This is a genomic window from Nonomuraea sp. AD125B, from assembly GCF_041402765.1.
In the GTDB taxonomy this organism is placed as follows: Bacteria; Actinomycetota; Actinomycetes; order Streptosporangiales; family Streptosporangiaceae; genus Nonomuraea; species Nonomuraea bangladeshensis.
This window is the reverse complement of record NZ_JBGLOU010000013.1, coordinates 171,462-196,831: the sequence shown is the minus strand read 5'-3', so window position 1 is coordinate 196,831 and position 25,370 is coordinate 171,462. Positions and strand designations below refer to the sequence as shown.

The window sequence follows — 25,370 nt, the reverse complement described above, 5'->3', positions numbered from 1 at the left end:
GGGAGGACGACTCCAGGGGGGACGACAGCGTCCCGGCCGGGCGGCCGGCTGAGGCGCTGGTCGGCGTAAAGGGTGTTCTTGTCCGGCATACCGGATGAGGACACCCTTTTTGCGTGTCGCCGAGATCCCCTGGTGAGCGCCCAGGGCATTTTCCGCGCTGGGGGAATCATGAGACGAAGACGGAGGACCGCCGCCACGGCCCTGCTCGCCTGGGCGCTCGCCGGAGTGCTCACGGGCGCGCTGGCGGGCTGCGGCGGCGGAGGCGGGGAGAGCTTCATCGACCCGCGCGCCATGGCGCAGCTGCGTGAGGCGCTCAGCAAGGAGCCGAGCCTGCCCGACGGCTTCACGGCCCGGCCCGACCAGGCGTGGCGGATGCCGTTCGGCCCGGCGCAGCGCAGTTGCCGCGCGCTGCTGGAGCCGGCCGCCGGGCACGCGCCCGGCCAGGCGCTCACCGCGCAGGCGGCGGTCAGCTACCAGGGCGACGGACTGGGGGAGCAGGCCGGGGTGGGCCTGGCCCGGTACGCCGGCGGGGAGGCCGGGGCGCACCTCGACGAGCTGGACAGGGCCCGCAGGGAGTGCCAGGTGGTGCGCACCTCGTCGGGGACCGACCTGTGGCTGAGCGAGCTGCCGCCGGAGGCCGCCGGGGACGACGCCGTCGGCGCGCGGCTGCAGGGGCGGCTGCACGGGTATCCGTACGCGCTGGACGTGGTCTTCTCCCGGGTGGGCGACACGCTCGTGTCGGTGGTGCACACGGGCATGAACGACGTGGACCCGGCACGCACCAGGCAGGTGGTCGAGGCGGCCATGGCGATGGCCGGCACCTGATCCGGGGCGCCTAATCTAGAGCGCGTGACTCTCGACCCTGAAGACAGCAAGATCATCACCTTGGCGCGGGCCGCGCGGGCGCGCAACGGCTCGGCCGAGGGCGCCGCAGTGCGCGACGAGACCGGGCGCACCTACTCGGCGACCGACGTCAAGCTGGCCGCGCTCTCGCTCTCGGCCGTGCAGGTCGCGGTGGCCATGGCCATCTCCAGCGGCGCGCGGTCCCTGGAGGCGGTCGCGGTGGTGACCGAGGGCGAGCCGGGCGACGCCGACCGGGCCGTGGCCGCCGAGCTGGGCGTGCCGACGCTGCTCGTGGCCGGCCCCGACGGCACGCTGCGGAGCTGACATGCCGATGTCCCCGTTCCTCGCCAGGCTGCGCGAGAAGGTGGGCGGCGACCTGCTCATGCTGCCCTCGGTGACCGGGTTCGTCTTCGACGGGACGGGGCGGCTGCTGGTGGCCAGGCACGGCGACGTGGGCCTGTGGGCGGCGCCCGGCGGCGGCGTCGACCCCGACGAGCGCCCCCAGGACGCCGTGGCGCGCGAGCTGCGCGAGGAGCTCGGCATCGAGATCGAGGTACGCGGCCTGGTCGGCGTCTACGGCGGCCCGGAGTTCCGCGTCCGCTACCCCAACGGCCACCAGGTCGGTTACGTCATCGCCGGCTACGCCTGCGTGATCGTCTCCGGCGACCCCGAGCCCGACGGCGACGAGATCAACGAGTGCCGGTGGGTGAGGGAGGAGGAGCTGGCCGGCCTCGACACCACCGCCTGGATGCCGCTGGCGGCGCCCGAGGCGTTCGCCTGGTGGCGTGAACACGCCCGCCGATAGGACAGAATGCAGAGGTGACCTCGCCAGACAGCCATCGCGCCGGATTCGCCTGCTTCGTGGGCAGGCCGAACGTCGGCAAGTCCACGCTGATGAACGCCCTGGTCGGCTCCAAGGTGGCGATCACCTCCTCCAAGCCGCAGACCACCAGGCGCGCCATCAGGGGCATCGTGCACCGTCCCGACGCCCAGCTCGTCATCGTGGACACCCCCGGCCTGCACCGCCCGCGCACGCTGCTCGGCGAGCGGCTGGACAGCCTGGTGTTGTCCACGCTGACCGAGGTGGACGTGATCGGCTTCTGCGTGCCGGCCAACGAGCCGATCGGCAAGGGCGACCGGTTCATCGCCGACAAGCTGTCGGCGGTGAAGAAGACGCCGGTGGTGGCCGTGGTCACCAAGTGCGACCTGGCCTCGCGCGAGCAGATCGCCGAGCAGCTGCTCGCGGTGTCGCAGATCGCGGAGTTCGCCGACGTGGTGCCGGTCTCGGCGCAGTCCGGCGAGCAGCTCGACGTCGTCGGCGACGTGCTGATCAAGCACCTGCCGGAGTCGCCGCCGCTCTACGAGGACGGCACCCTCACCGACGAGCCCGAGCAGGTGCTGGTCGGCGAGCTCATCAGGGAGGCCGCGCTGGAGGGCGTACGCGACGAGCTGCCCCACTCCATCGCCGTGGTCGTCGACGAGATGCTGCCCCGCGAGGGGCGTGACGACCTGCTCGACATCTACGCCCACATGTTCGTCGAACGGCCCTCGCAGAAGGCCATCGTCATCGGGCACAAGGGCGAGCGGTTGCGCGAGGTGGGCACCAAGGCCCGCAAGCAGATCGAGGCGCTGCTCGGCACCCGCGTCTACCTCGACCTGCGCATCAGCGTGGCCAAGGACTGGCAGCGCGACCCCAAGCAGCTGCGCCGCCTCGGCTTCTACGACTGACCTGCTACGACCGGCCTGCGGGCCTGGCCCTCCTGACCAGCGCCAGGACCCCGAGCACGACGAGCGCGAGCGCGCAGGCCAGCGTGGCGAACCAGCCGGCCCTGATCACCGGCGAGACCGACAGCAGGCCGAGGTCCACCGAGATCCGGTCCCGCACGCCGCCCCCCTGCAGCTGGAACATCAGGGTGGCGGCCACGGCCAGCCCGCCGGGCAGCACGGCCAGGGCGGCGAGGCGCGGATGCGCCAGCAGCCCGGCGAGCCCGCAGGCGAGCGCCGCCAGCCCGGCCAGCAGGGCATAGACGCCGAGCCCGTCGTCGATGCCGCGCACGTCGCCCGACACCCCGGCGCCGAGCACGCCGATCCTGGCCTCGACGCCGGCCCAGGGCAGGATCGCACAGAACACCAGGAGCGCCGCGACGACGGTCACGGCCAGCGGGTAGCCGCGGCCGGGGCGGCGGACGAGCTGCAGGTCTTCGGCCACACGATCAGGGTATGCCGGGCCGCGCGCCACCGCCACGGCCTGCGACAGTGTCGTCACCATCTCCGGACACCGCGCGCTCCCCGCGTTCCAGGCGGGCGCGCAGCTCCACCGCGTCCGTGGCGAGGGCCGAGACCACCGTGCCGGACGCCGCCAGCGGCAGCACCGCGAGCCCGTCGGACACCAGGGGCTCCTTCGCGGTGGCGGTGAGGAACGTGGTGCCGAGGCAGCGCGCCCCGCCGAGCACCGCCGGGGAGGCGTCGAGGCCGGGATCGCCGAGCGTGAGCTCCTGCCGCAGCAGCGGGCGGCCGGCGAGGGTCGCGTCGAAGCGGGTGCGGCAGCGGCCGGGCCGCTCGCCGTGCCGGCCGAGCACGATCTCCTCGCGCCACAGCACGCTCGCCTCCGGCTCCAGCTCCAGGCGGACGATCAGCCGGTGCGCGCAGCCCGCGGCGAGCACCGTCGGCTCGGGGACGAAGCGGAGCCGCGCGCCCGCGCCGACCCGGGCGGTGACCAGCAGCTCCGACTCTCCGGTGCCGGGCAGGACCAGCGTGCCGGCCACCGACGCCAGCTCCAGCGTCGTACGGGGAGCGACGTCCAGGTCCAGCCACAGGCGGTCACCGCCGAGCGGACCGGCCGCCGTCGAGACCAGGTGCACGGTGTGCGGGCCGGTCTGGCGCAGCGTCAACGGCGGCGCCGAGGCCAGCCGCCGCAGCACGGTCCGCCCGCCGGGGCCGAGCGCCGTCCCCACGGCCGCGGCGGCACGCATCCCGGCCGCACGCATCAGGAGGCGGGGGCGGCGTGCGCGTGGGACCAGGTGGTCACCTGGTCGCTGACCCAGCCCGCGACCGCGTCCGCCGACGGCTGCTCGCGGATCGAGGTGAACAGGACCGGGCGCTCGCCGCGTACGGCGGCCGCGTCGCGGTCCATCACGCCGAGGTCGGCGCCCACCATCGGCGCCAGGTCCGTCTTGTTGATCACCAGCAGGTCGGCGGTGGTGACGCCGGGTCCGCCCTTGCGCGGCACCTTGTCGCCGCCCGACACGTCGAGGACGAAGATCTGCCGGTCGGCGAGCCCGCGGCTGAACGTGGCCGTGAGGTTGTCGCCGCCGCTCTCCACGATGACCAGGTCGAGCGGCCCGAACCGATCTTCGAGCGTCTCGACGGCGTCGAGGTTGGCCGCGATGTCGTCGCGGATGGCGGTGTGCGGGCAGCAGCCGGTCTCGACGGCGAGGATGCGCTCGGGGTCGAGCACGCCCGCGCGGCGCAGGAAGTCGGCGTCCTCGGTGGTGTAGATGTCGTTGGTCACCACGCCCAGGGACATGACGGGCCCGAGCGTCCGGCACAGCGCGGCCACCAGGGCCGTCTTGCCGCTGCCCACGGGGCCGCCCACGCCGAGGCGCAGCGCCCGGCCGTGGCCGTCGGGAGCGTGGTGGTGGTCGTCGTGTCGAGCGCCCATGTGAAGGGTCCTTCCTAGGAGACGAACAGCCGGATCTCGGCCCTGGCGTGCTGCTCGGCGAGCAGGTCCAGGGCCGGGGCCGAGCACGCGGGCAGCTCCGCCCATGAGCCGGGCGGGTGCACCCGTCCGGCCACCGCCGCGAGGTCGGGGCCGAGGGCGGCGAGCAGGGCGTGCACGGCGACCGGGTCCAGGCCGAGCAGCCGGACCGCCGCCGTGGCCGGGCCGCTGACCGCGTGGTACGCCGCCGCCAGCGCCGCCTCCCCGGCCGTGGCCCCGGCGGCGTACGCGGCCACGCCGAGCGCGACCGGGTGGTGCGGGCTCGGCGTCCGCCGCGCCAGCTCCTCCAGAGCCTCGGCCGGCCACACCCGGCGGGCGACCCGCAGCAGCAGGCGGCCCTGCGTACGGGACGCCGCCCGCTGGGCGGGGGAGGCGGTGCGGGCGTCGGCCTCCTCGTCCAGCAGCTCCCACCCGGGACGCTCGGCGGCGGCGTGCGCGGCGGCGGCGAGGGCGGCGGCCAGCGCGCCCGCCGTGTGCAGGCGGCCCCGCAGGAACCCCTCCAGGGACGGCACGTCGTGCACCGCCCCCGACGCGATCGCCCGCTCGGCGCCGCCGGAGTGCGCGTGGCCGCCGGCCGGCAGGCGGGAGTCGGCGAGCAGCAGCAGACCTGGACTCAGCATGAGGTCATCAGAACAGGAAGTAACGCTGGGCCATGGGCAGGCTGACGGCCGGGGCGGGCTCGATGAGCTCGCCGTCGACCCGCACCTCGAACGTGTCGGCCGCCACCTCGATCCTCGGCAGGGCGTCGTTGAGCGGCATGGCGGACTTGCCGCGCCGGCGTACGTCGGCGGCCGGAGCGAGCCGCCGCCGCACGGCGAGCCGGTCGGCGAGCCCCGACTCCAGCGCCATCGGCGCCACGAAGTGCAGCGAGGTGGCCGCGGCGGTGACCGGTGAGGCGCCGAACATGGGCCGTGGCAGCACCGGCTGCGGCGTCGGGATGGAGGCGTTGGCGTCGCCCATCTGCGCCCAGGCGACCACGCCGCCCTTGAGCACGAGGTCCGGCTTGACGCCGAAGAACGCCGGGTCCCACAGGACGAGGTCGGCGAGCTTGCCGCGTTCGACGGAGCCGACCTCGCCGTCCAGGCCGTGGGCGACGGCCGGGCAGATGGTGTATTTGGCGACGTAGCGGCGGGCCCGCAGGTTGTCCGCGGGGCCGTCGCCGAGCCGGCCGCGGCGGGTCTTCATGACGTGCGCGGTCTGCCAGGTGCGGATGATCGTCTCGCCGATGCGGCCCATGGCCTGCGAGTCGGAGCCGATCATCGAGATCGCGCCCATGTCGTGCAGCACGTCCTCGGCGGCCATCGTCGTGGGCCGGATGCGCGACTCGGCGAAGGCGAGGTCCTCGGGGATCGACGGGTTGAGGTGGTGGCAGACCATCAGCATGTCGAGGTGCTCGTCGAGCGTGTTGACGGTGTGCGGCCGGGTGGGGTTGGTGGAGGAGGGCAGCACGTTGGGGTAGGCGGCGACGCGGATGATGTCGGGGGCGTGGCCGCCGCCCGCGCCCTCGGTGTGGTAGGCGTGGATCATCCGGTCGCCGATGGCGGCGAGCGTCGACTCGACGAACCCGGCCTCGTTCAGGGTGTCGGTGTGGATCGTCACCTGCACGCCGGTCGCGTCGGCCACCCGCAGGCAGGCGTCGATGGCGGCCGGGGTGGTGCCCCAGTCCTCGTGCAGCTTGAAGCCGGAGGCGCCGGCGCGCAACTGCTCCAGCAGGCCCTCGGCGCTGACGGTGTTGCCCTTGCCGAGCAGCGCGAAGTTCAGCGGGTAGGAGTCGAGCGACTCCAGCATGCGGCCGAGATACCAGGTGCCGGTCACGGTGGTGGCCTTGGTGCCGTCCACGGGTCCGGTGCCGCCGCCGACGATCGTGGTGACGCCCGATCCGATGGCCTCGTCGAGGAGCTGCGGGCAGATCAGGTGGACGTGCGAGTCGACGGCCCCGGCGGTGAGGATCTTGCCGTTGCCGGACAGGATCTCGGTGGACGGGCCGATGACGAGGTCCACGCCGTCCATGGTGTCGGGGTTGCCGGCCTTGCCGAGGCCGTGGACGCGGCCGTCGCGGATGCCGACGTCGGCCTTGATCACGCCCCAGTGGTCGAGGATGACCGCGCCGGTGATGACGAGGTCCATCGCGCCCTCGGCGCGGGTGGCGCGCGACTGCCCCATGGACTCGCGGATGACCTTGCCGCCGCCGAACACGGCCTCGTCGCCGGCGCCCGCCGGGCCCATCGACAGGTCCTCGGTGACCTCGATGAACAGGTCGGTGTCGGCCAGCCGGATCCGGTCGCCGGTGGTGGGGCCGTAGAGCGCGGCGTAGCGGGCCCGCGAGAGGTCAGCCATCGAGCGGCCCCGCCCACTCGGGACGCAGCCCGGGGACGATCCGGCCGCCGGCCAGCGGCACGAGCGTGACGTCGCGCTCGACGCCCGGCTCGAACCTGATCGCGGTGCCCGCGGGCACGTCCAGCCGCATCCCCCACGCCGCCTTCCTGTCGAACTCCAGCCCCGGGTTGACGGCCGCGAAGTGGTAGTGGGAGCCCACCTGGACCGGCCGGTCTGCCGTGTTGACCACGCGCAGCGTCGTCCGTTCGCGCCCGGGGTTGAGCGGGTGGGAGCCCTCGGGGTGCGCGTACTCGCCGGGGATCACGGGATCGGCCTGTGCACGGTCACGAGCTTCGTGCCGTCGGGGAACGTGGCCTCGATCTGCACGCGTTCCAGCATCTCCGGCACGCCCTCCATGACGTCGGCCCGGCTCAGCACCGCGCGGCCGGCCTCCATGAGCTCGGCCACGGTGCGCCCGTCCCTGGCGCCCTCCATGAGGAACGAGGCGATGACGGCGGTGGCCTCGGGGTGGTTGAGCCGCAGGCCCCTGGCCTGCCGCTCGCGCGCCACCCCGGCGGCGACGTGGATGAGCAGCCGTTCCTGCTCGTGTGAGGTAAGCCGCATGGCCGGACCATAGGAACCGGGGGTTTCGCCGCCGTTGCCGGGGGATGTCGGGTCTGTTTCGCGCTGCGGAGAAGGCGCACATGACGGGTTATGTGCACTTGTGAAGATCCGGCAAAGGCGTATTAACGCCCGGGATCCGAGCGCGAAACGCGCCGGGGTCACCTTTCTCGCAGAACCGGTCGGCAGGAAGGAACCGCCGTGCGCATCTCCCGCCCGATTGTCTCAGGAGCCCTCGTCCTGGCCTTAGCGGCCTGCGGATCCAACGCCCAGCCGGCCGCCGAGGCCCAGGAGATCAAGGTCGGCCTCCTCCACTCGCTCAGCGGCACGATGGCGATCAGCGAGGTCACCGTACGCGACGCCGAGCTGCTGGCCATCGACGAGATCAACCGGGCGGGCGGGGTGCTCGGCAAGAAGCTCGTCCCCGTGGCCGAGGACGGCGCCTCCGACTGGCCGACCTTCGCCGAGAAGGCCACCAAGCTCATCAGGCAGGACAAGGTCGCCACCGTCTTCGGCGGCTGGACCTCCGCCAGCCGCAAGGCCATGCTCCCGGTCTTCGAGCGCTACAAGGCGCTGCTGTGGTATCCGGTGCAGTACGAGGGCCTGGAGAGCTCGCCGTACATCTTCTACACCGGCGCCACCACCAACCAGCAGATCATCCCCGGCCTCGACTACCTGAAGGAGCAGGGCAAGAAAAAGGTCTTCCTGGTCGGCAGCGACTACGTCTTCCCGCGCACCGCCAACAAGATCATCAAGGCGTACGCGGCCGCCAACGGCATGGAGGTCCTCGGCGAGGAGTACACCCCGCTCGGCCACACCGAATACTCGACCCTCGTCAACAAGGTCGTCCAGGCCAAGCCGGACGCCGTGTTCAACACCCTCAACGGCGACAGCAACGTCGCCTTCTTCAAGCAGCTCAAGAGCGCCGGCGTCACCGCCGAGACGATGCCCGTGCTGTCGGTCAGCGTCGCCGAGGAGGAGGTCACGGGCATCGGCGTGGACAACATCGCCGGCCACCCGGTCGCCTGGAACTACTACCAGACCACCGAGACCCCGGCCAACGAGGCGTTCGTCAAGGCGTACAAGGCCAAGTACGGCGCGAACAAGGTCACCTCCGACCCGATGGAGGCCGGCTACAACGCCGTCTACTTGTGGGCCGAGGCCGTCAAGAAGGCCGGCACCACCGAGGTCGAGGCGGTGAAGAAGGCCGCGCCCGGCATCTCGCTGGACCGCCCCGAGGGCAAGGTCACCATCGACGGCGAGAACCAGCACCTGTACAAGACCGCCCGCATCGGCATCATCCAGCCCGACGGGCTGATCAAGCAGGTGTGGGACTCCGGCGAGCCGATCAAGCCCGACCCGTACCTGAAGGGCTACCCCTGGGCGGCCGGGCTGGCGGCCTCCTGATGACGGCCTTCGTCAACCAGCTTCCCATCGGGCTGTCCATCGGGGCGGTGCTGCTGCTCGTGGCGCTCGGGCTGACGTTCACGTTCGGCCAGATGGGCGTGATCAACATGGCGCACGGGGAGTTCATCATGGCGGGCGCGTACACCGCGTTCCTCATCGGCGACCTCGTGCTCGCGCTCCCGGCGGCGTTCCTCGTCGCCGGGGCCATGGGGCTGGTCCTGGAACGCGCGGCCGTCCGCCACTTCTACGGCCGCCCGCTGGACACGCTGCTGCTCACCTGGGGCGTCAGCCTGGTGCTGCAGCAGCTCGCCCGCGACCTGTTCGGCGCGCCCAACGTGCAGGTGCCCGCGCCCTCCTGGCTGGCCGGGGGCGTCGGCATCCTGCCCTACAACCGGCTGTTCATCATGGCGCTGGCCGTCGCCGGCGTGGTCGCGGTCTGGGTCTACCTCAACCGGACCGCGCTCGGGCGGCGTACGCAGGCGGTGGTGCAGAACCGGCGGCTCGCCGCGACCAGCGGGATCGACACCGGGCGGGTGGACATGCTGACGTTCTTCGTCGGGTCCGGGCTGGCCGGCGTGGCCGGGGTGGCGCTCACCCTCATCGGGCCGGTCGGGCCGGGGCTCGGCACGTACTACATCGTGGACGCCTTCCTCGTGGTGGTCGCGGGCGGGCTCGGGCAGCTGCGCGGGGCGGTGCTCGCGGCGGCCGGGCTCGGCCTGCTCAACTCCTACGCCGAGTTCTGGTCGGACGCCTCGCTGGCGAAGGTGATCGTGTTCGCCGTGATCATCGCGTTCCTCCAGGTGCGCCCGCAGGGGATGTTCGTGCTCCGATCGCGGGTGCTCACATGAAAGGGCTGATCCGGCGCAACCTGCCGTTCGCCGCCGTCGCCGTGGTGGCGCTGGTCGCCGCGCCGCTGCTGCTGGAGCCGTTCCGGCTGGGCCTGCTGGCGAAGTACCTGTGCTACGCGATCGTCGCGCTCGGCATCGGGCTGGCGTGGGGCAAGGGCGGCATGCTCACCCTCGGGCAGGGCGTCTTCTTCGGGCTCGGCGGCTACGCGATGGCGATGTACCTCAAGCTCACCGAGGCCGGGCCCGGCGGGCTGCCGGACTTCATGGTGTGGAGCGGCGTGGAGGAGCTGCCGGCGCTGTGGGCGCCGTTCGCCAGCCCGGTCCTCGCGCTCGCGATGGCCGTGCTCGGGCCGATGGCGCTCGCGGCGGTCCTCGGCACGCTGGTGTTCCGGCAGCGGGTGCGCGGGGCGTACTTCGCGATCCTCACCCAGGCGCTGGCCGCCGCCCTGGTCATCCTGCTGGTCGGTCAGCAGGGGCTGACCGGCGGCACCAACGGCATGACGAACTTCTTCGAGCTGTTCGGCCAGGACCTCGCCGAGGATTCCACGCAGCGCGGGCTCTACCTGGTGACCGCGGGCGTGCTCGGCGTCCTCTACCTGGCCACCCGGCAGCTCGTGAACAGCCGCTTCGGCCGGCTGCTGGTGGCGGTGCGCGACGGCGAGGACCGGGTGCGCTTCCTCGGCTACGACCCGGCCCTCGTCAAGACCGTCACCTTCGCGATCTCGGCCGGCATGGCCGGGCTGGCGGGCGCGCTGTTCGTGCCGGTCGTCGGCATCATCTCGCCGGCGCTGCTCGGCGTCGTGCCGTCGCTGGAGCTGGTGGTCGCGGTGGCGGTCGGCGGGCGGCACGCCCTGGCGGGGGCCGTGCTGGGCGCGGTCGTCATGGGCTACGCCAAGACCGCCTTCAGCGAGCAGTTCGCCGACGGCTGGCTCTACCTGCAGGGCGCGCTGTTCATCCTGGTCATGACCCTGGCCCCCAAGGGGATCGCCGGACTGCTCGGGAGGGTGCGCCGTGCTCGAACTGCGTGACGTGCGGGTGGAGTTCGACGGCTACCGGGCGCTCGACGGCGTGGACCTGACGGTCCCCGAGGGCGAGCTGCGCTTCCTCATCGGGCCGAACGGCGCGGGCAAGACCACGCTGATCGACGTGATCACCGGGCTGACCCGGCCGGTGGCGGGCAGCGTGCGCTTCGCCGGCCACGACCTGGCAGGCCGCAAGGAGCATCAGATCGTCCGGCTCGGCGTCGGCCGGACGTTCCAGACGTCGGTGGTGTTCGAGGAGCTGACCGTCCTGGAGAACCTCGACCTGGCGGCCGGCTTCCGCAGCCCGCTCTGGTCGCTCGCCCGGCGGCGCCGCGGCGTCTCCGAGACCGTCGCCGAGGCCCTGGCCAGGACCGGGCTCGAAGAGCTCGCCGAACGTTCAGCGGGCGTTCTCTCGCACGGCCAGCGCCAGTGGCTGGAGATCGGGATGCTGCTGGCGCAGCGGCCGCGGCTGCTGCTGCTGGACGAGCCGGTGGCCGGCATGTCCGGCGACGAACGCGAGCGCACCGGCCGGCTGCTCACCGAGATCGCCGCGGACCACACGGTGATCGTGGTCGAGCACGACATGGAGTTCCTGCGGCGGCACGCGTCCACCGTGACCGTGCTGCACGAGGGCAAGGTGCTCGTGGAGGGTTCGGTGGAGCAGGTCAGCGCCGACCCGCGGGTGCAGGAGGTCTATCTCGGGAGGAGGCCGAGCGATGCTGCTGTCGGTGAACGGACTTGAGTCGGGGTACGGACGGGCGCACGTGCTGTTCGGAGTGTCGCTGGAGGTGGAGCCCGGCCGGCTCGTCTGCGTGATGGGCCGCAACGGCGTCGGCAAGACGACCCTGCTCAACACCGTCATGGGCGTGCTGCCCGCCACGGCCGGCACGGTCGCCTTCGACGGCCGCGACGTGACCGGACTGAAGCCGCACGAGCGGGTCAGGCTCGGCATGGGGTACGTCCCCCAGGGCCACCAGTGCTTCCCCCAGCTCTCGGTGCTCGGCAACCTGCTGGTCACCGTCGAGGCCGCCAAGCAGCCGAAGGAGGCCGTGGACGAGGCCCTGGACCTGTTCCCGGCGCTCAAGCCCATGCTCAGGCGGAGCGCCGGGCACCTGTCCGGCGGCCAGCAGCAGCAGCTCGCGATGGCCCGCGCCCTGGTCACCCGCCCCCGGATGCTCATCCTGGACGAGCCGACCGAGGGCATCCAGCCGTCGATCATCCTGGAGATCGAGGCGGCCATCGAGCGGCTGCACGCCGCCGGGCTGGCGGTGCTGCTCGTCGAGCAGTATCTGGACATCGCGCTGCGGCTCGCCGACCGGTTCGTCATCCTCGACGCCGGGCACGTCGTCCGCACCGGGGGCGCCGAGGAGCTGCGGCGCGACGACGTACGCAGGCTGCTGGCGGTGTAGGCCGCTTACGCGGAGGAGCCCAGGAGGGCGAGCAGGCTGCGGGCGTTCGCGGCGCCCCGGCGCTCGCCCGTCCTGTCGAAGATCTCCAGCGCCGCCCTCGCCAGCTCGCCGGCCCGCCCGGCCGCGCCCTCCGCCCGGCCCACCCGGGCGAGGGCCAGCAGGGCGTGGGCGTCGAGCAGCCGGTCGCCGAGGCGTACCGCGAGGCTTCTCGCCTGCTCGGCGGCGGCGCGGGCGTCCGGCTTGCGCCCCTGCGCGAGGCGCGCCGCCGCGAGCTCCAGCAGCGTGTCGGCCTGCCGGTGCCGGTCGCCCAGCGCGGCCAGCCGGTCCACGGCGGCGGTCAGCCGGTCGGCGGCCTCGTCCAGGCGTCCCGCGCGGCGCAGCACCATGCCGAGGGCCTGCTCGGCGTCGGCCGCGTCGCGCTGGTTCTCCGCCCGCGAAAGGCAGGCCAGCAGCGTGCGCTCGGCCTCCTCCAGCCGGCCCAGCTCCAGGTGCACCCGGCCGAGCCTGCGGGTGGCGCGGGCGCTCTCCCTGGGCTGTCCGGCCAGCTTCGCCAGCGCCGCGAGCAGCAGTTCCTCGGCCCGCGCCCAGTCCCGCTCGGCCAGGTGCAGATCGCCCAAATCCAGCAGGACGAGCCCCTCGCCGTCGCCGGAGCGCCGCGCCGACACCAGCGCGAGCGAGGTGACGGCCCGCCAGTCGTCCAGGAAGCGCTGCCGCTCCAGGTAGGGCGCCAGCAGGTGCGCGAGCCGCCAGCACGGCTCGTCGAGGCCGGCCGCGTGCAGGTCGGCCACCAGGCTCACCAGGAAGCCACGTTCGGCCGCCAGCCACTCCACCGACTCGCGGATGTCGCGGGTCGCCACGGTCGTCGCGGGATCGCCGGACACCAGCTGGAAGCGGGAGGCGCGGACCCGTTCCAGCACCACCTCCGCGAGCCGCGGCAGCACCTCGGGCACCGGCCGCTCGCGGGCGAACAGCCGGGTCAGGTCGTGCAGCCGGTAGCGGACCTGGCCCGCCACGTCCACGCCGTGCGTCTCCAGCAGCCCCGCGTCCACCAGCGCCTCGGCCTGGCCGCCCAGCAGGTCGGTCACCCAGTCGGCGAAGTCGGGGGCCGACAGCGCGCCGAGGCCGCGCAGCGTGCGCCTGGCCGCCTCCGGCAGCCCGTCGAACCCGATCGCGAACACGCTGCGCACCGCCAGGTCGCCGGCGTGCAGCCGGTCCAGCCGCTCGTGCTCGTCCTCCAGCAGGCGGACCAGGTAGCCGACGGTCCACTCGGGGCGGGCCGCGAGGCGCGAGCCCGCGATGCGCAGCGCGATCGGCAGGCCGCCGCAGAAGCGGGCCAGGCCGCGCAGCCCGTCGTCGCCCGCCCGGCCCGAGCTCCTGGCCAGCAGCTCCAGCGCCGCCGCGTCGTCGAGGACGCCCACCGACAGCCGCCGCGCGCCCGGCAGCCCGCCGAGCGGCGAACGGCTGGTCACGACCGTCGGGCAGGCGCTGAGCAACGGCCGGACCTGCGCCTCGCCGACGGCGTTGTCCAGCAGCACGAGCAGCCGCCGGTTGGCGGTGTAGGCGCGGAACAATCGCTCGCGCTGCTCCAGCCCGGCCGGGATGGCCTGCGCGGGGCAGCCGAGCCAGCGCAGGAAGTCCTCCAGGACGGCGGCCGGGGTCGTGGTCTCGCGCAGGTCGGCGTACAGGATGCCGTCGCCGAAACGCTCGCGGGCCCGCCAGGCCGCGTGCACCGCCAGCGCCGACTTGCCCGCCCCCGCCTGCCCGTGCACCACGACCAGCCCGCCGACCACCTCGCTCAGCAGGTCCTCGCGGCCCGTGAAGTCGGCCACGTCGGGCGGCAGCAGCACCGGCGGGCCGGCCGAGACGTGCAGCGACACGTCGTCGTGCAGCATGCGGTGGTAGAGGAGCTGCAGCTCGGGGTCCGGCTCGATCGCGTGCCCGCCGTCGAGCCGGTCGCGCAGCACCGCGTACGCGGCCAGCGCGTCCACCCGCCGCCCGCTCCGGTAGAGCGCCAGCATGTACTGGCCGCGGAAGCGCTGCCACAGCGGATACCGCTTGGTGAGCTGACGCAGCTCCGCCAGCAGCTCGCGGTGCCGTCCGGCGTCCAGGTCGGCCTGGACCCGCCGCTCCAGGGCCAGCAGCCGCAGCTCCTCCAGCTCCTCGCGCAGCCGCCGCGTCTCCACCCACCGCACGCCGTCGGGGTCCAGGTCCTCCAGCGCCTCCCCGCGCCACAGGCCCAGAGCCTCCTCGTACGCGCCCTCGCCCACCAGCAGCCGGAACCGGTCCACGTCGAGCCGGCCGTCGCCGAGGTGCAGCGCGTACGCGCCGGAGACGGTCGCGATCGTGTCCTGGCCGATGAGCTTGCGGAGCTGCCCGACGTAGCCGCGGATCAGCGAGTCGGAGCGCTCACCGCCCTCGCGCGGCCACAGCAGCCGCCGCAGCCGCTCGGCGGTGAGCGGCCGGCCGGCGTTGAGCAGGAACATCGCCAGCAGATCCCGGTGCTTGGGCACGGCCGGGGTGCGGTCCGCGCCGTCGGCGTCCCGGACCTCCAGCGGCCCCATGATGCGGAATTCCACCGCCCTTCCTTATCAGGCCCCTGGAGCTCCGGCTACCCGGAAAGGTCAACCCGGCGCCGAGCCGCCGGTCCAGGCGAGGGCCGAGCGCACGATCTCCTCCAGCCGGCCGCTGTGGGCGCCGCGCCAGTAGACCTGGCCGCAGTCGCGGCAGCGGCCATAGGCGTCGTAGCTGCGCCTGGTGCCCGACTCCAGTTGCCGGGAGATCTCCTGCTTGTCGACCGGGTCCAGCTCGCCGTTGCAGGCCGTGCAGCGCGACCACGGGCGCAGGGGCGGCGAGAAGCGGTCGAGGAGGTCGTGCAGCTGGTCGGCGGGGTCGGAGCCGCGGACGTACGCGCCGAGCCACAGCGCGCGGCGGCGCAGCAGGCCGCGGTCCTGGGTGAGCAGGACCCTGCGCTCGGCGTTGGCCTGCGCCACGAGCGAGGGGTCGTCCATGTCGTTGTGGTAGGCGGCGTCGACGCCGAGCAGGCGCAGGCGGCGGGCCAGGGTGCCGAGGTGCACGTCCAGCAGGAAGCGGGGGTCGTCGGGCAGGCGCTGGGGCCGGGGCTTGGGCGGGACCTCCGCCACGTCCCCGGGCGCGAGCTGGTAGGAGAAGGGCACCGGGCGGCCGGCCACGGTGAGCTGGCCCACCTCGGTCAGCGGGACGCCGGTGGACTCCACGTGGTGGCCCAGGGTGGAGGTGCCGTCCGGCGTCACCTCGTGCCACTCCTGGCGGCGGCTCACGGGCAGGAACATCCTCAGCTCTGGGGCGATGCGCAGGCGAGCGGTGGTCACAAGGTCCATTCTGCTCCGGCGGATAACGTGAGTTCATGTCCATTACCCGCCGGTCGCTGCTCGCGCTGCCCCTGGCGGCGGCCGCCTGCTCGGGCGGCGGCCCGCCCGAGGCCGAGCTGCGGCTGGTCACGGGGCAGACCGGCGGCGCGTACGGGCAGCTCGGCGACCGCCTGGCAGGGGAGCTGCGGCGGGACGGGCTCCGCGTACGGGTGCTGTCCACGGCGGCCAGCGTGCAGAACCTGACGATGATGGCCGACGGGCGGGCCGACGTCGGCTTCGCGCTGGCCGACACCGCCGACGACGCGATCCGGGTACGCCACCAGGCGGTCGCGGCGCTCGGCCGCGTCTACATGAACTACGTCCACCTCGTCGTGCCCGCCGGGTCCGGGATCGCCGCCGTCGGCGGCCTCGCCGGGCGCAGGGTCGCGATCGGGGCGGAGGGGTCGGGCACCGCGGTGACCGCCACCCGCGTGCTCGCCGCGGCCGGGCTCGCCCGCCCGCCCGAGCTCGTCCGGCTGGAGCTGGACGCGTCCATCGCGGCGCTGCGGGCCGGGGAGGTGGAGGCGTTCTTCTGGTCGGGCGGGGTGCCGACGCCCGCGCTTGAGGCGGCCGGCGGGATCCGGCTCGTGCCGCTGGACCCCATGGTGACGGTGCTGCGGCGGGAGTTCGGCCCCGTGTACGAGCACGGCACCGTCCCCGCCGGCGCGTACGGCGCGGCCGGGCCGGTGGCCACCGTCGGGACGCCCAGCTACCTGATGTGCCGGGCGTCGCTGGGGGAGGACGTGGCGTACACGGTGGTCGAGACGGTGTTCAGGGCCCGTGACCGGCTCCAGGCGCCGTCCGCGCCCGGCGGGCGGCTCGACCCGCGCTACGCCATCGGCACCGGGGTGGTGCCGCTGCACCCGGGCGCGATCCGGTACTACCGGTCGGTCTACGGCTGAGGTCCTTGGAGAGAAAGGGCGGAGCTGGGCTGAGACTCTTCCAGTGCCCGGCTCTGGTGGGCCAGGAGGCGCAGGGCGTCGGCGGAGCCCGGGTCGTCCGGGGTGTAGAACTCCAGCCGGTGGTCCGGGCTCTCGGGCTGGAGCCAGACCTGGTAGGTGACGTTCACGGCGCCGACGGTGGGGTGCCGCAGGCGCATGGCCCCCACGGTGCAGTCGGCGACCTCGCCGGCCGCCCACATCGTCGCGAACGCGTCGCTGCGCATCGTGAGCTCGCCGATCAGCTCCGCCAGGCGCGCGTCCGTGGGGAACCGCCCGGCGGTGAGCCGCAGGTAGGCGACGTGGACGCGGGCAAGCTCGTCCCAGTTGTGGTGCAGGTCGCGGGTGAGCGGGTCGAGGAAGAACATCCGCGGGACGGACGGGCGGCCCGCCGGCTCCCACGGCGCGTCGAAGGGAAGGTGCTCGGCGACGAGCGCGTGACCGGCGCGGTTCCAGGCGAGCACGTCGCCCCGGCGGCCGAGCACGATCGCCGGCGTCGCGTCCGCCAGGGAGCGCAGGAGCGCGAGGACCCGCGGGTGCGGCTCCTCCGGCGGCGGTTCCGAGAGGCCGGGCCGCGCGGGTTGCCGGGCGAGGTTGTGCAGGTGCACGGTCTCGACCGGGTCGAGCCGCAGCACCCGCGCCAGCGCGTCGAGCACCTGCTCGGAGGCGGTGTCCGCGTGCCCCTGCTCCAGGCGCGTGTAGTAGCCGACGCTCACCCCCGCGAGCTGGGCGAGCTCCTCGCGCCGCAGACCGGGGACCCGGCGGGCGGTCCCGAAGGTGCGCAGACCGATCGCGGCCGGCGTCACCTGGTCACGCCGGCTCTTCAGAAACGCTCCGAAACTCTCCACGCCGTCGATCGTAGGCCGAGCGGCGCCCCGGAGGGTGTCCCTGTCAAGTGCACCCACGCCAGGGGGATGGTTGCCGGGCCCCCTCCTGGCGGACCGTCGATGCCATGTCTCGACAGCACACGCACACTTCGCCGGGGCCGCGGGCCTGGCTCGGCCTGGCGGTGATCCTCGGGCCCGTCCTGCTGGTCTCCATGGACGGGTCCATCCTCTTCCTGGCGATGCCCCGGATCAGCCAGGACCTCACGCCGACCGCCGACCAGGCCCTGTGGATCCTGGACGTCTACGGCTTCGCCGTCGGCTCCCTGCTGATCGCGTTCGGCAACCTCGGCGACCGGTACGGCCGGCTGAAACTGCTCATGATCGGCGCGACGGCGTTCGGGATCGGCTCGGCGGGAGCGGCGTTCGCGCCCGGCCCCGAGCTGCTGATCGTCGCCCGCGCGCTGATGGGGGTGGCGGGCGCCACGCTCCTGCCGTCGGCCCTCGCGGTGCTGAGCGAGCTGTTCGCCGACCCGCGGCGGCGGGCGCAGGCCATCGGCGTCTTCGCGGCGGCGTTCGCGGCCGGGTTCGCCATCGGCCCGGTCGTCGGCGGCATCCTGCTTGAGCGGTTCTGGTGGGGCTCGGTCTTCCTGATCAACCTGCCCGTCGTCGCCCTGTTCCTGCTCCTCGCGCCCATCCTGCTACGCGAGGTCCGAGCGACTCGTCCGGGTCGCGTCGACGTGCTCAGCGTCGTGACCTCGGCGGCCGGTCTCCTGCTCGTCATCTACGCGCTCAAGCACGCCGCCGCCGAAGGCCCGTCGGCCGTCGCGGTCGTGCCGGGGATCACGGGGGCGGCGCTGCTGGCGTGGTTCGCGCGCAGGCAGCGCGGCCTCCGGCACCCGCTGGTGGACTTCTCGCTCTTCCGCGACCGGGTCTTCACGGTGGCGATCATCACCGGGCTGCTGCCGCTGGCGGCCTGGTCGGCGACCGCGTACCTGGCGGGCGTCTACCTGCAGTCCGTCCTCGGCCTGCCCGTCCTGCGCGCGGCCCTGCTCGCGCTGCCCGGCGCCGTGGTCCTCACGGTCAGCTGCGTCGTCACGCCCCTCGTGGCCGGCCGCGTCGGGAAGCGCGCCGCCCTCGCGGTCTGCCACTTCTCCATCGCGGCCGGTCTGCTGCTCCTGCTGCCCACGGCCGTCACGGGCGGGACGGGCTGGTACGTCGCCTCCACGGTCGTCGCGGGCATCGGCTACGGCATCTCCTTCAGCGTCGTCGCCGACACCGCCGTCGGCGCCGTCCCTCCGGCACGAGCGGGCTCGGCGGGCGCGATCGCGGAGACCAGCAACGAGCTGGGCAACGCCCTCGGCATCGCGCTCCTCGGCTCGCTCGCCGCCCTGGTCTTCCGCCTCCAGGGGCCGGACCTGGCGCCCACCCTCGGCGAGACCCTCCGGCTTCCCGGCCTCGCGGCGGCGGCGGCCGAGGAGGCGAAGACGGCCTTCGTGACCGGCCTGCACGTGGCCGCCGCCGTGGCCGGCGTCCTGCACCTGGCACTCGGCGTCTTCGCTGTCCGCCGGCTCTCCAACTCGGCACGGACCGGCCCCGGAATCCGACACGGAGCTCACGAGGGGAGACGGAGCTCCACGGTCAGTCCGTGAGGAACGGTGGGCAGGAGGTGGAGGGCGCCGCCGCAGGCGCGGGCCAGCTCGGCGGCGATGGCCAGGCCGAGCCCGCTCCCCGGCACGTTCGCGTGCGAGCCCGCCCGCCAGAAGCGCCCCAGCGCCTCGGCCCGCTCCTCCTCGCCCAGCCCCGGCCCGTCGTCGGCCACCCGCAGCACCCCGCCGGCCAGGGTGACGGTCACCGTCCCGCCCTCGGGGACGAACTTCTGCGCGTTGTCCAGCGCGATGTCGGCGATCCTGGCCGCCGCCTCCGGCACCTCGCCGTGCTCGGGGGCCACCAGGGCGAGCCCCTTGGCCGCGTACACCTCGCGCCAGACCGCGAGGCGCGGACCCAGCGGGACCGGCCGGGACTCCAGCCCTGCTCCCGCCTCCACCCTGGCGAGGGTCAGCAGGTCCTCCACCAGCAGCGCCAGCCGGTCCAGCTCGGCCATCGCCTCGGCGTACTCGGCCGAGCCCTCGGCCTTCAGATGCGGCTCCAGGTTCTCCAGCCGCAGCCCCAGCACGGTGAGCGGGGTGCGCAGCTCGTGCGAGGCGTCGGCGACGAACGCCCGCTGCCGCTCCATCGCCCCCGCCACGGCGTCGGCCATCGCGTTGAAGCGCTCCTCCAGCCGCCGCAGCTCCGACGGCCCGGCCCCCGGATGCGCCCGCGCGTCCAGCCGGCCCCGGGCGATGGCCCGCGTGGTGCGGTCCAGCTCGGTGACCGGGCGCAGGATCCAGCGGGCCAGCCGCCTGGCCACCAGCGCGCCGAGCCCGAGCGCGGCCAGCGCGCCGAGCGCCAGCGCGCCCCACACCAGCGACACGTCCAGCCGGGCGCGGCCCGCCGGGGCCTGGAGCAGCACCACGCCCGAGAGCTGCGCGTCCCGCCCGGCGGGCTCGGCCAGCAGCGCGTACGCCGGCCCGAACGGCGTCGTCATCGGCAGGTCATCGGTGGTGCGGCCGGACAGCGCCAGGCGGGTGGCCTCGCGGTCGTCGGCGGCGAAGGAGCCGGCGGTGAAGCGGACCGAGCCGTCCCGGTCGCGGACGCGGACCGCCGCGCCGTACAGGTCGGCGTAGCGGCGCACCTCCTGCACCAGGCCCGCGTAGTCGCCCTCGCGCGCCGCCTGGTCGGCCAGCTCGGCGAAGCGGGTGGCGTCGGCGCGGCGGTCGAGGAGCAGCCGGTTCGTCCGGTGGGAGGCGTACGCCCAGCCGAGCGGCACCGCCAGCGCCGCGATGAGGATCGCGATCAGCGTGGTGAACGTGACCACCAGCCGCGCGTTCATCCGGCCGAGCCCAGCCGGTAGCCCGTGCCCCGCAGGGTCTCCACCAGCCCCGGCCGGCCCGTCTTGGCGCGCAGCCCCGCCACGTGCACGTCCAGCGACCGCGAGGCCGACAGCAGCGGGTCGCCCCACACCTCGTCGAGGATCTCCTCCCGGCTGCGCACCACGCCGGGCTCCCTGGCCAGCAGCGCCAGCACGTCGAACTCCCGCCGGGTCAGCGTCACCGCCTCCCCGGCCACCGTCACCTGCCGCGTCTCCAGGTCGATACGCACGTCGCCGACCTGCACCACGTCGTCGCGGCGCGGCAGCGGGCGGGTGCCGCGCCGCACGACCGCCTCCATACGGGCCATCAGCTCCGCCGTACGGAACGGCTTGACCAGGTAGTCGTCGGCCCCCGAGCGCAGGCCGCGCAGCACCTCGCGCTCCTCGGTGCGCGCGGTCACCACGATCAGCGGCACGGCCGACACCCGGCGCAGGCGGCGCAGCACGTCGAGGCCGTCCATGTCGGGCAGACCCAGGTCCAGCAGGACGAAGTCGACGCCCCCCGCCAGGCGGAGGGCGTCGACGGCCAGACCCGCCCGCGTCACCCGGTGGCCGTGCCGGGCGAGCGCCGTCGTCAGCGCGGCGGCCAGCCGGTCATCGTCCTCGACCAGCAGAACTCGCATGCCGCCAGGGTAGACGCGCGCGGGCTACACGCGTTCCGGGACGGCCCCCGCCGTCTGCTCGGCCCGCGACAGGGCCGCGTCCCGGGTCTCGCGCATGAACAGGTAGACGACGAGCGAGACGGCGGCGCAACCGGCGACGTACCAGAAGAAACCGGACTCCATCTTCGCGTTCTTGAACCACAGAGCCACGTACTCGGCGGTGCCGCCGAACAGCGCGTTCGCGATCGCGTACGGCAACGCCACCCCGAGCGCCCGCACCCCGGTCGGGAACAGCTCGGCCTTCACCACCGCGTTGATCGAGGTGTAGCCGGTGACGATCACCAGCCCGGTCAGCGACAGCGCCAGCGCCCCGCCGAACCCGCTCGCCCCGCCGAGCGCCGTCATCAGCGGCACCGTCCCCAGCATCGACCCGATCCCGAACGTGATCAGCAGCGGCCGCCGCCCGATCCGGTCCGACAGCGCCCCCGCCAGCGGCTGCAGGCACATGAAGACGAACAGCGCGCAGAAGCTCACCAGCGTGGCCGTCTCCTTCGCCAGGCCCGCCGTGTTCGACAGGTATTTGGTGAGGTAGGTCGTGTAGGTGTAGTACGCCACCGTGCCGCCCATCGTCAGGGCGATCACCAGCAGCGCCTCCCTCTTGTGGGCGAGCAGCCCCCGGATCGTCCCCCGGTCCGAGCTCTCCTCGGCGTGCCGCTCCTCGTCGTACGCCTCGGTCTCCAGCAGGCTCCGCCGCAGGTAGAACACGACCGCGGCGGCGAGGGCGCCGACCACGAACGGGATGCGCCAGCCGTAGGAGCTGAGCGCCTCCTTCGACATCGTGTTCTGCAGGATGATCTGCAGGCCGAGGCCGACGAGCTGGCCGGCGGTCATGGAGACGTACTGGAAGCTGGAGGCCAGGCCGCGGCGGCCGCGCGGGGTCGCCTCCGTGAGGTACGTGGCGCTGGCCGCGTACTCGCCGCCCACCGACAGGCCCTGGAGCAGCCGGGCGACGACCAGCACCAGCGCGCCGAAGTAGCCGACCGACTCGTACGTGGGCGCGATCGCGATCAGCAGGGCGCTGGCCGACATCAGCGTGACCGTCAGCGTGAGCGCCGCCTTGCGGCCCCGGCGGTCGGCGTAACGGCCGAGCAGCCAGCCGCCGAGCGGGCGCATGAAGAAGCCGACGGCGAAGATCGCCGCGGTGTTGAGCAGTTTGGCCGTGTCGTCGCCCTCCGGGAAGAAGGACGCGGCGAAGTAGACGGCGAAGCTGCTGTAGACGAACCAGTCGTACCACTCGACCAGGTTGCCGACCGAGCCGCCGACCACCGCCTTCCACGGCACACGGGGTTTGCTCACTTGGGGACCTCCAGGGGGCTGGGGGAGTACCTGCAGGTCAGAGCCTCACCCCAGGAAGGAGCCCGGACAAGGTGGAGGGGCCGAGATCTAACGTCCGCTTAACATCGGCGCCTTCCGGTGGAAACGTCAGCGCAACGGCGGGTTCGCCAGCTTCGCCCGTTCCAGGGCCATCTCCGCCCACCATGTGCCCGCCTCCGGCGCGACGACGCCCCGTTCGGGGTCCTTGTCGCCCTTCGTGCCGCGCCGGCAGTGGCCGCCGGAGGTGCCGGGACGGGCGATCCACAGGTAGGCGTCGGCCAGCTCCTCGCCCGTCTCGGTCGTCGGACGGTCGCCGACGCCCCTGCCCGGCGGGTTGCACCAGGTCTGCGGGTCCGCGTAGTGCTTCTCCGGCGCCCAGGAACCCTGTCCGTTGCGGGCGGTGTCGACGACGAAGTGCGGCAGCGCGGCCGGGTCCACCGGCGCGTCGGGCGGGCAGTCGGAACGGCCGGCGCGGCGCAGGGCGACACAAACCGAGAGCTTCTTGCCGTACCCGACGGCCTTCGCGGTGCGCTGGAAGGCGGCGGCGTTGACGAAGAAGCCGTCGGTCTCGCCGACGCCCGCCTTGAGCAGGCGCTCGGCCATGACCTCGGTGCCGGGGTAGAGGTCCTGGGCGCCGTCGAGGTAGACGGCGGTGCGCGGGTTCGCCTTGAGCGCCCCGGCCGCCGCGCGCAGGGCCGCGTAGCGCTGGTCGGGGGAGCCCTGCGGGTCGCAGTTCTTCGTGCCGGGCAGCTTGACCAGGCTGCCCGGCTCCAGGACGACCACGGCCGGGGACGTGCCGATCTGGCCGGCGATCCCCTCGATCCAGCTCTGGTACGACTCCAGCTCCGCCGGGGTGGCGGGCCGGCACTGGTCGCTGCCCGGCAGGTAGTTGACCAGGAACACCGGGACCCCGCCCGCGGCGTTGTCCACGGCTTGGGCCACCTTGTCGCGTACCTCCGGGTTGCCGAGGCGGATGGCGTGCGGGACCTTCGCCAGCTTCTCCATCAGGGCGGCGTCCTGGGGGCGGTCCTTCTTCCAGAGGGCCGCCTGGCCGGCGGCGTTGGGCTCTTCGGGGGAGTAGAAGGCGACGGGACGGGCGGCGCGCAGCGGGTTCCCGTCCCCTGGAGCGGTGGCCGTCGTCGTGGGATCGCCCCGGCCGCTCACCCGGGAGGCCGCGCCGGGCGAGGCGTTCTCGGCGGGCGAGCCGCCGCCGGGCCCGGCCACCCCGTTCAGCACCAGCCCCACCGTCACCCCGGCCACGGCCACGGTCACCGCCGCCACCCCGGCCACGACCCTGCCCCGCCTCCGGCCACCGGACGGCGCGGTCGTCCCCTCGTCTCCCGCCACGCCCTCACCCTCCGCCCCGCCCTGAGAGTCCGGTGGGGGAGGGGCGGGAAAGGCGTCCACGGGCAGGGCCGAGGGATTGGCGGCGCTGAGACGGTCCAGGAGGTCCTGGGCCGTGGGCCGCCGCGCCGGGTCCTTGGTGACCGCGGCCTCGACCAGCTCCCGCAGCACCCCCGACAGCCCGTGCAGCTCCGGAGCCTCGTTCACGATGCGCAGCAGGATCGTCGGCACCGAGCCCGTACCGAACGGCGACACCCCCGACGCCGCGAACGCCACCGTGCACCCCCACGAGAAGATGTCCGACGCGGGCCCCACCCGCGACCCCGACACCTGCTCGGGCGACATGTACGCGGGCGTCCCCACGATCGCGCTGCTCACCTCCGCCTCGGTGAAGCGCGCGATCCCGAAGTCGATGACCTTGGGCCCCACCTGGGAGAGCAGCACGTTGGACGGTTTGAGGTCCCGGTGCACCACGCCCGCCCCGTGGATGGCCCGCAGCGCCACCGCCATGGCCGCCGCGAGCCCGTCCAGCGCCGACCCCGTCAAAGGCCCCGACGCGCGTACCGCGTCACCGAGGCTCGGGCCTTCGACGTACTCGGTGACCAGGTAGGCGGGGTCGCCGTCCACGTCGGCGTCGAGGACCGGGGCGGTGCAGAAGCGGGCGACCCGCCGCGCCGCGGCGACCTCCCTGGCGAAGCGGCGGCGGAACCCGGGGTCCGCGCTCATCCGCGCGTTGATCAGCTTGACCGCCACCCGGGCGCCGTCCGGCGCCCGCCCGAGGTAGACGATCCCCATGCCGCCCTCGCCCAGCCGGCCCAGCAGGGTGTAGGGCCCGGCCTGGCGTGGATCCCCGTCGCGCAGCGCGTCCAAGGTCATAAGCCGTCAGAGTAACCCGCCCGCAGGAGCCTGGGGAGGGTCACAGCTCAAGCCGCCAGGTGTGCCACTCGTCGAGCAGCCGGAATCCCATGGCCTCGTTGATGGCCAGCATGTGGACGTTCGTGCCGGCGTTCCAGGTGATGACGCGGTCGAGGTGCGGCTCGCTCTCGCGCAGCCACAGCAGGTTGGCGAGCTTGACGAGCAGGCCGAGGCGGCGGCCCCGGTGCGGGCGCAGCACCACCGTGTCCACCTGGCTCGCCCAGCCGTCGGAGCGGTCGGCCTTCAGGACGATGCGGGTGAAGGCGGCGGGCGCGCCGTCGCCGGCGCGGCGGGCGATCGTCGTGTAGCAGGTCTGGCCCGCCTCGGCGATGCTCCGCTCGCGCTCGCCGACCCGCTCGGCGTCGTAGCGGCTCGCCTCGACGCCGGCGTCGCGCGGCGCGTCGTTCATGCCGTCGAACAGCGTGGCGAGGTCGTCCAGCAGCTCCGGCCCCGCCGGACCCACCCACTGCTGGAGCGTGTAACCCTCGACCGCCGGCGTCAGCGCCCGCAGCGCCGCCGGGTCGGCCGCGTGCAGGTCGAGCGTACGGCGCGCCTCGGTGACCGAGGGCGTCATGCCGTGCGCCCGCGCGAACCGCGCGCCCGCGCCCGTGGCCGGCGTCTCGGTGAGCAGCAGCCGGCGGCCGTGCGCGCGGGCCCGGCCCACGGCGTGCTCGAACAGCGCGGCGCCCAGTCCGCGCCCGCGCCGCTCGGGCCGCACCACCAGGGGGAACACCGACGCGGTGTGCGTGTTGTCGAGGCGCGGCAGCCCCAGGCTGTAGCCGCCGGCGACGTTCCCGCGCTCGACCGCCACCCACATCTCCACTCCCTGGCC

At 74.0% G+C, this 25,370-nt stretch carries 26 protein-coding genes; 11 read left to right on the top strand and 15 right to left on the bottom strand.

Features of this window, described 5'->3' with window-relative positions; translation table 11 throughout:
• Window positions 1-168: 168 nt before the first annotated feature.
• Genes ACBR40_RS31750 through era form a run of 4 tightly spaced genes read left to right on the top strand, consistent with a single transcriptional unit; the run spans window position 169 to window position 2,571 of the window.
• On the top strand, window positions 169-825 hold the full coding sequence (locus ACBR40_RS31750) for a hypothetical protein (protein ID WP_344204860.1): 657 nt from the start codon (window positions 169-171) through the stop codon (window positions 823-825).
• 24 nt (window positions 826-849) lie between these two features.
• Entirely contained in the window at window positions 850-1,167 is a 318-nt protein-coding gene (locus ACBR40_RS31745) for a cytidine deaminase (RefSeq protein ID WP_344204859.1), read from the top strand.
• A 1-nt stretch (window position 1,168) separates the two neighbouring features.
• Window positions 1,169-1,648: an NUDIX domain-containing protein gene (locus ACBR40_RS31740; protein ID WP_344204858.1), complete on the top strand. Its 480-nt coding sequence runs from the start codon at window positions 1,169-1,171 to the stop codon at window positions 1,646-1,648.
• A gap of 14 nt (window positions 1,649-1,662) precedes the next feature.
• On the top strand, window positions 1,663-2,571 hold the full coding sequence (era, locus tag ACBR40_RS31735) for a GTPase Era (RefSeq protein ID WP_344204857.1): 909 nt from the start codon (window positions 1,663-1,665) through the stop codon (window positions 2,569-2,571).
• Window positions 2,572-2,575: 4 nt separating this feature from the next.
• On the opposite strand, the gene ACBR40_RS31730 is transcribed toward era, so the two are convergent.
• Genes ACBR40_RS31730 through ACBR40_RS31700 form a run of 7 tightly spaced genes read right to left on the bottom strand, consistent with a single transcriptional unit; the run spans window position 2,576 to window position 7,501 of the window.
• Window positions 2,576-3,052, bottom strand: coding sequence for a hypothetical protein (locus tag ACBR40_RS31730; RefSeq protein WP_371251129.1), 477 nt, complete (start codon window positions 3,050-3,052; stop codon window positions 2,576-2,578).
• Window positions 3,053-3,056: 4 nt separating this feature from the next.
• Complete coding sequence (locus ACBR40_RS31725) at window positions 3,057-3,815, bottom strand: urease accessory protein UreD (protein ID WP_364451184.1); 759 nt, start codon at window positions 3,813-3,815, stop codon at window positions 3,057-3,059.
• 14 nt (window positions 3,816-3,829) lie between these two features.
• Complete coding sequence (ureG, locus tag ACBR40_RS31720) at window positions 3,830-4,504, bottom strand: urease accessory protein UreG (protein ID WP_371251128.1); 675 nt, start codon at window positions 4,502-4,504, stop codon at window positions 3,830-3,832.
• A gap of 14 nt (window positions 4,505-4,518) precedes the next feature.
• Window positions 4,519-5,181, bottom strand: a complete 663-nt coding sequence (locus tag ACBR40_RS31715) for an urease accessory protein UreF (RefSeq protein ID WP_371251127.1) — start codon at window positions 5,179-5,181, stop codon at window positions 4,519-4,521.
• Window positions 5,182-5,188: 7 nt separating this feature from the next.
• On the bottom strand, window positions 5,189-6,898 hold the full coding sequence (locus ACBR40_RS31710; protein ID WP_344204852.1) for an urease subunit alpha: 1,710 nt from the start codon (window positions 6,896-6,898) through the stop codon (window positions 5,189-5,191).
• Window positions 6,891-7,202 (bottom strand): urease subunit beta, encoded by a 312-nt coding sequence (locus ACBR40_RS31705; protein WP_344204851.1) that lies wholly within the window; start codon window positions 7,200-7,202, stop codon window positions 6,891-6,893. The genes ACBR40_RS31710 and ACBR40_RS31705 overlap by 8 nt, the downstream gene beginning before the upstream one ends.
• Window positions 7,199-7,501 (bottom strand): urease subunit gamma, encoded by a 303-nt coding sequence (locus ACBR40_RS31700; protein ID WP_329582825.1) that lies wholly within the window; start codon window positions 7,499-7,501, stop codon window positions 7,199-7,201. Before ACBR40_RS31700 ends, ACBR40_RS31705 begins: the two co-directional genes overlap by 4 nt.
• Window positions 7,502-7,699: 198 nt before the next feature.
• Here ACBR40_RS31700 and urtA point away from each other — a divergent pair, with 198 nt between their 5' ends.
• The 5 genes from urtA to urtE are packed head-to-tail and all read left to right on the top strand — an operon-like array spanning window position 7,700 to window position 12,184.
• The gene (gene urtA / locus ACBR40_RS31695; RefSeq protein WP_344204850.1) at window positions 7,700-8,905 is read left to right on the top strand and encodes an urea ABC transporter substrate-binding protein; all 1,206 of its coding nucleotides are present in this window, start codon (window positions 7,700-7,702) and stop codon (window positions 8,903-8,905) included.
• The gene (gene urtB, locus ACBR40_RS31690; protein ID WP_329582820.1) at window positions 8,905-9,753 is read left to right on the top strand and encodes an urea ABC transporter permease subunit UrtB; all 849 of its coding nucleotides are present in this window, start codon (window positions 8,905-8,907) and stop codon (window positions 9,751-9,753) included. Before urtA ends, urtB begins: the two co-directional genes overlap by 1 nt.
• On the top strand, window positions 9,750-10,781 hold the full coding sequence (gene urtC, locus ACBR40_RS31685) for an urea ABC transporter permease subunit UrtC (RefSeq protein WP_371251126.1): 1,032 nt from the start codon (window positions 9,750-9,752) through the stop codon (window positions 10,779-10,781). Before urtB ends, urtC begins: the two co-directional genes overlap by 4 nt.
• Window positions 10,765-11,517: an urea ABC transporter ATP-binding protein UrtD gene (urtD, locus tag ACBR40_RS31680; RefSeq protein WP_371251125.1), complete on the top strand. Its 753-nt coding sequence runs from the start codon at window positions 10,765-10,767 to the stop codon at window positions 11,515-11,517. The genes urtC and urtD overlap by 17 nt, the downstream gene beginning before the upstream one ends.
• Entirely contained in the window at window positions 11,492-12,184 is a 693-nt protein-coding gene (urtE, locus tag ACBR40_RS31675; RefSeq protein ID WP_371251124.1) for an urea ABC transporter ATP-binding subunit UrtE, read from the top strand. Before urtD ends, urtE begins: the two co-directional genes overlap by 26 nt.
• A gap of 5 nt (window positions 12,185-12,189) precedes the next feature.
• On the opposite strand, the gene ACBR40_RS31670 is transcribed toward urtE, so the two are convergent.
• Together ACBR40_RS31670 and ACBR40_RS31665 are read right to left on the bottom strand one after the other, a co-directional pair.
• Window positions 12,190-14,760, bottom strand: a complete 2,571-nt coding sequence (locus tag ACBR40_RS31670) for a BTAD domain-containing putative transcriptional regulator (protein WP_371251123.1) — start codon at window positions 14,758-14,760, stop codon at window positions 12,190-12,192.
• Window positions 14,761-14,805: 45 nt separating this feature from the next.
• Complete coding sequence (locus tag ACBR40_RS31665; RefSeq protein WP_344204843.1) at window positions 14,806-15,540, bottom strand: Mut7-C RNAse domain-containing protein; 735 nt, start codon at window positions 15,538-15,540, stop codon at window positions 14,806-14,808.
• 26 nt (window positions 15,541-15,566) lie between these two features.
• On the opposite strand from ACBR40_RS31665, the gene ACBR40_RS31660 reads away from it, so the two are divergent.
• Window positions 15,567-16,472 carry a TAXI family TRAP transporter solute-binding subunit gene (locus tag ACBR40_RS31660; protein WP_344204842.1) on the top strand — a complete coding sequence of 302 codons (906 nt, stop codon included), beginning with the start codon at window positions 15,567-15,569 and terminating at the stop codon, window positions 16,470-16,472.
• Here ACBR40_RS31660 and ACBR40_RS31655 read toward each other — a convergent pair.
• Window positions 16,463-17,356 (bottom strand): helix-turn-helix domain-containing protein, encoded by an 894-nt coding sequence (locus ACBR40_RS31655; protein WP_371251122.1) that lies wholly within the window; start codon window positions 17,354-17,356, stop codon window positions 16,463-16,465. The genes ACBR40_RS31660 and ACBR40_RS31655 overlap by 10 nt on opposite strands.
• A 104-nt stretch (window positions 17,357-17,460) precedes the next feature.
• Here ACBR40_RS31655 and ACBR40_RS31650 point away from each other — a divergent pair, with 104 nt between their 5' ends.
• Window positions 17,461-18,984: an MFS transporter gene (locus ACBR40_RS31650; protein ID WP_371251121.1), complete on the top strand. Its 1,524-nt coding sequence runs from the start codon at window positions 17,461-17,463 to the stop codon at window positions 18,982-18,984.
• Here the strand turns inward: ACBR40_RS31650 and ACBR40_RS31645 are convergent.
• The 5 genes from ACBR40_RS31645 to ACBR40_RS31625 form a co-directional block, all read right to left on the bottom strand.
• Window positions 18,948-20,264, bottom strand: a complete 1,317-nt coding sequence (locus tag ACBR40_RS31645) for a HAMP domain-containing sensor histidine kinase (RefSeq protein WP_344204839.1) — start codon at window positions 20,262-20,264, stop codon at window positions 18,948-18,950. The two genes, ACBR40_RS31650 and ACBR40_RS31645, sit on opposite strands and share 37 nt — an antisense overlap.
• Entirely contained in the window at window positions 20,261-20,926 is a 666-nt protein-coding gene (locus ACBR40_RS31640; protein ID WP_344204838.1) for a response regulator transcription factor, read from the bottom strand. The genes ACBR40_RS31645 and ACBR40_RS31640 overlap by 4 nt, the downstream gene beginning before the upstream one ends.
• A 24-nt stretch (window positions 20,927-20,950) precedes the next feature.
• A complete protein-coding gene (locus tag ACBR40_RS31635) occupies window positions 20,951-22,261 on the bottom strand; it encodes an MFS transporter (protein ID WP_344204837.1) in 1,311 nt (436 codons plus the stop codon).
• A gap of 126 nt (window positions 22,262-22,387) precedes the next feature.
• Window positions 22,388-24,499 (bottom strand): glycoside hydrolase family 6 protein, encoded by a 2,112-nt coding sequence (locus tag ACBR40_RS31630; RefSeq protein ID WP_371251120.1) that lies wholly within the window; start codon window positions 24,497-24,499, stop codon window positions 22,388-22,390.
• A gap of 40 nt (window positions 24,500-24,539) precedes the next feature.
• The gene (locus tag ACBR40_RS31625; RefSeq protein WP_371251211.1) at window positions 24,540-25,355 is read right to left on the bottom strand and encodes an N-acetyltransferase family protein; all 816 of its coding nucleotides are present in this window, start codon (window positions 25,353-25,355) and stop codon (window positions 24,540-24,542) included.
• Window positions 25,356-25,370 lie beyond the last annotated feature (15 nt).

Coding starts and splice junctions, on each gene's coding strand:
- ACBR40_RS31750 (WP_344204860.1), top strand. CDS start 169: ATGAGACGAAGACGGAGGACCGCCGCCACGGCCCTGCTCGCCTGGGCG.
- ACBR40_RS31740 (WP_344204858.1), top strand. CDS start 1,169: ATGCCGATGTCCCCGTTCCTCGCCAGGCTGCGCGAGAAGGTGGGCGGC.
- ACBR40_RS31725 (WP_364451184.1), bottom strand. CDS start 3,815: ATGCGTGCCGCCGCGGCCGTGGGGACGGCGCTCGGCCCCGGCGGGCGG.
- ureG (WP_371251128.1), bottom strand. CDS start 4,504: ATGGGCGCTCGACACGACGACCACCACCACGCTCCCGACGGCCACGGC.
- ACBR40_RS31715 (WP_371251127.1), bottom strand. CDS start 5,181: ATGCTGAGTCCAGGTCTGCTGCTGCTCGCCGACTCCCGCCTGCCGGCC.
- ACBR40_RS31710 (WP_344204852.1), bottom strand. CDS start 6,898: ATGGCTGACCTCTCGCGGGCCCGCTACGCCGCGCTCTACGGCCCCACC.
- ACBR40_RS31700 (WP_329582825.1), bottom strand. CDS start 7,501: ATGCGGCTTACCTCACACGAGCAGGAACGGCTGCTCATCCACGTCGCC.
- urtB (WP_329582820.1), top strand. CDS start 8,905: ATGACGGCCTTCGTCAACCAGCTTCCCATCGGGCTGTCCATCGGGGCG.
- urtC (WP_371251126.1), top strand. CDS start 9,750: ATGAAAGGGCTGATCCGGCGCAACCTGCCGTTCGCCGCCGTCGCCGTG.
- urtE (WP_371251124.1), top strand. CDS start 11,492: ATGCTGCTGTCGGTGAACGGACTTGAGTCGGGGTACGGACGGGCGCAC.
- ACBR40_RS31665 (WP_344204843.1), bottom strand. CDS start 15,540: ATGGACCTTGTGACCACCGCTCGCCTGCGCATCGCCCCAGAGCTGAGG.
- ACBR40_RS31660 (WP_344204842.1), top strand. CDS start 15,567: ATGTCCATTACCCGCCGGTCGCTGCTCGCGCTGCCCCTGGCGGCGGCC.
- ACBR40_RS31650 (WP_371251121.1), top strand. CDS start 17,461: ATGTCTCGACAGCACACGCACACTTCGCCGGGGCCGCGGGCCTGGCTC.
- ACBR40_RS31645 (WP_344204839.1), bottom strand. CDS start 20,264: ATGAACGCGCGGCTGGTGGTCACGTTCACCACGCTGATCGCGATCCTC.
- ACBR40_RS31640 (WP_344204838.1), bottom strand. CDS start 20,926: ATGCGAGTTCTGCTGGTCGAGGACGATGACCGGCTGGCCGCCGCGCTG.
- ACBR40_RS31630 (WP_371251120.1), bottom strand. CDS start 24,499: ATGACCTTGGACGCGCTGCGCGACGGGGATCCACGCCAGGCCGGGCCC.
- ACBR40_RS31625 (WP_371251211.1), bottom strand. CDS start 25,355: ATGTGGGTGGCGGTCGAGCGCGGGAACGTCGCCGGCGGCTACAGCCTG.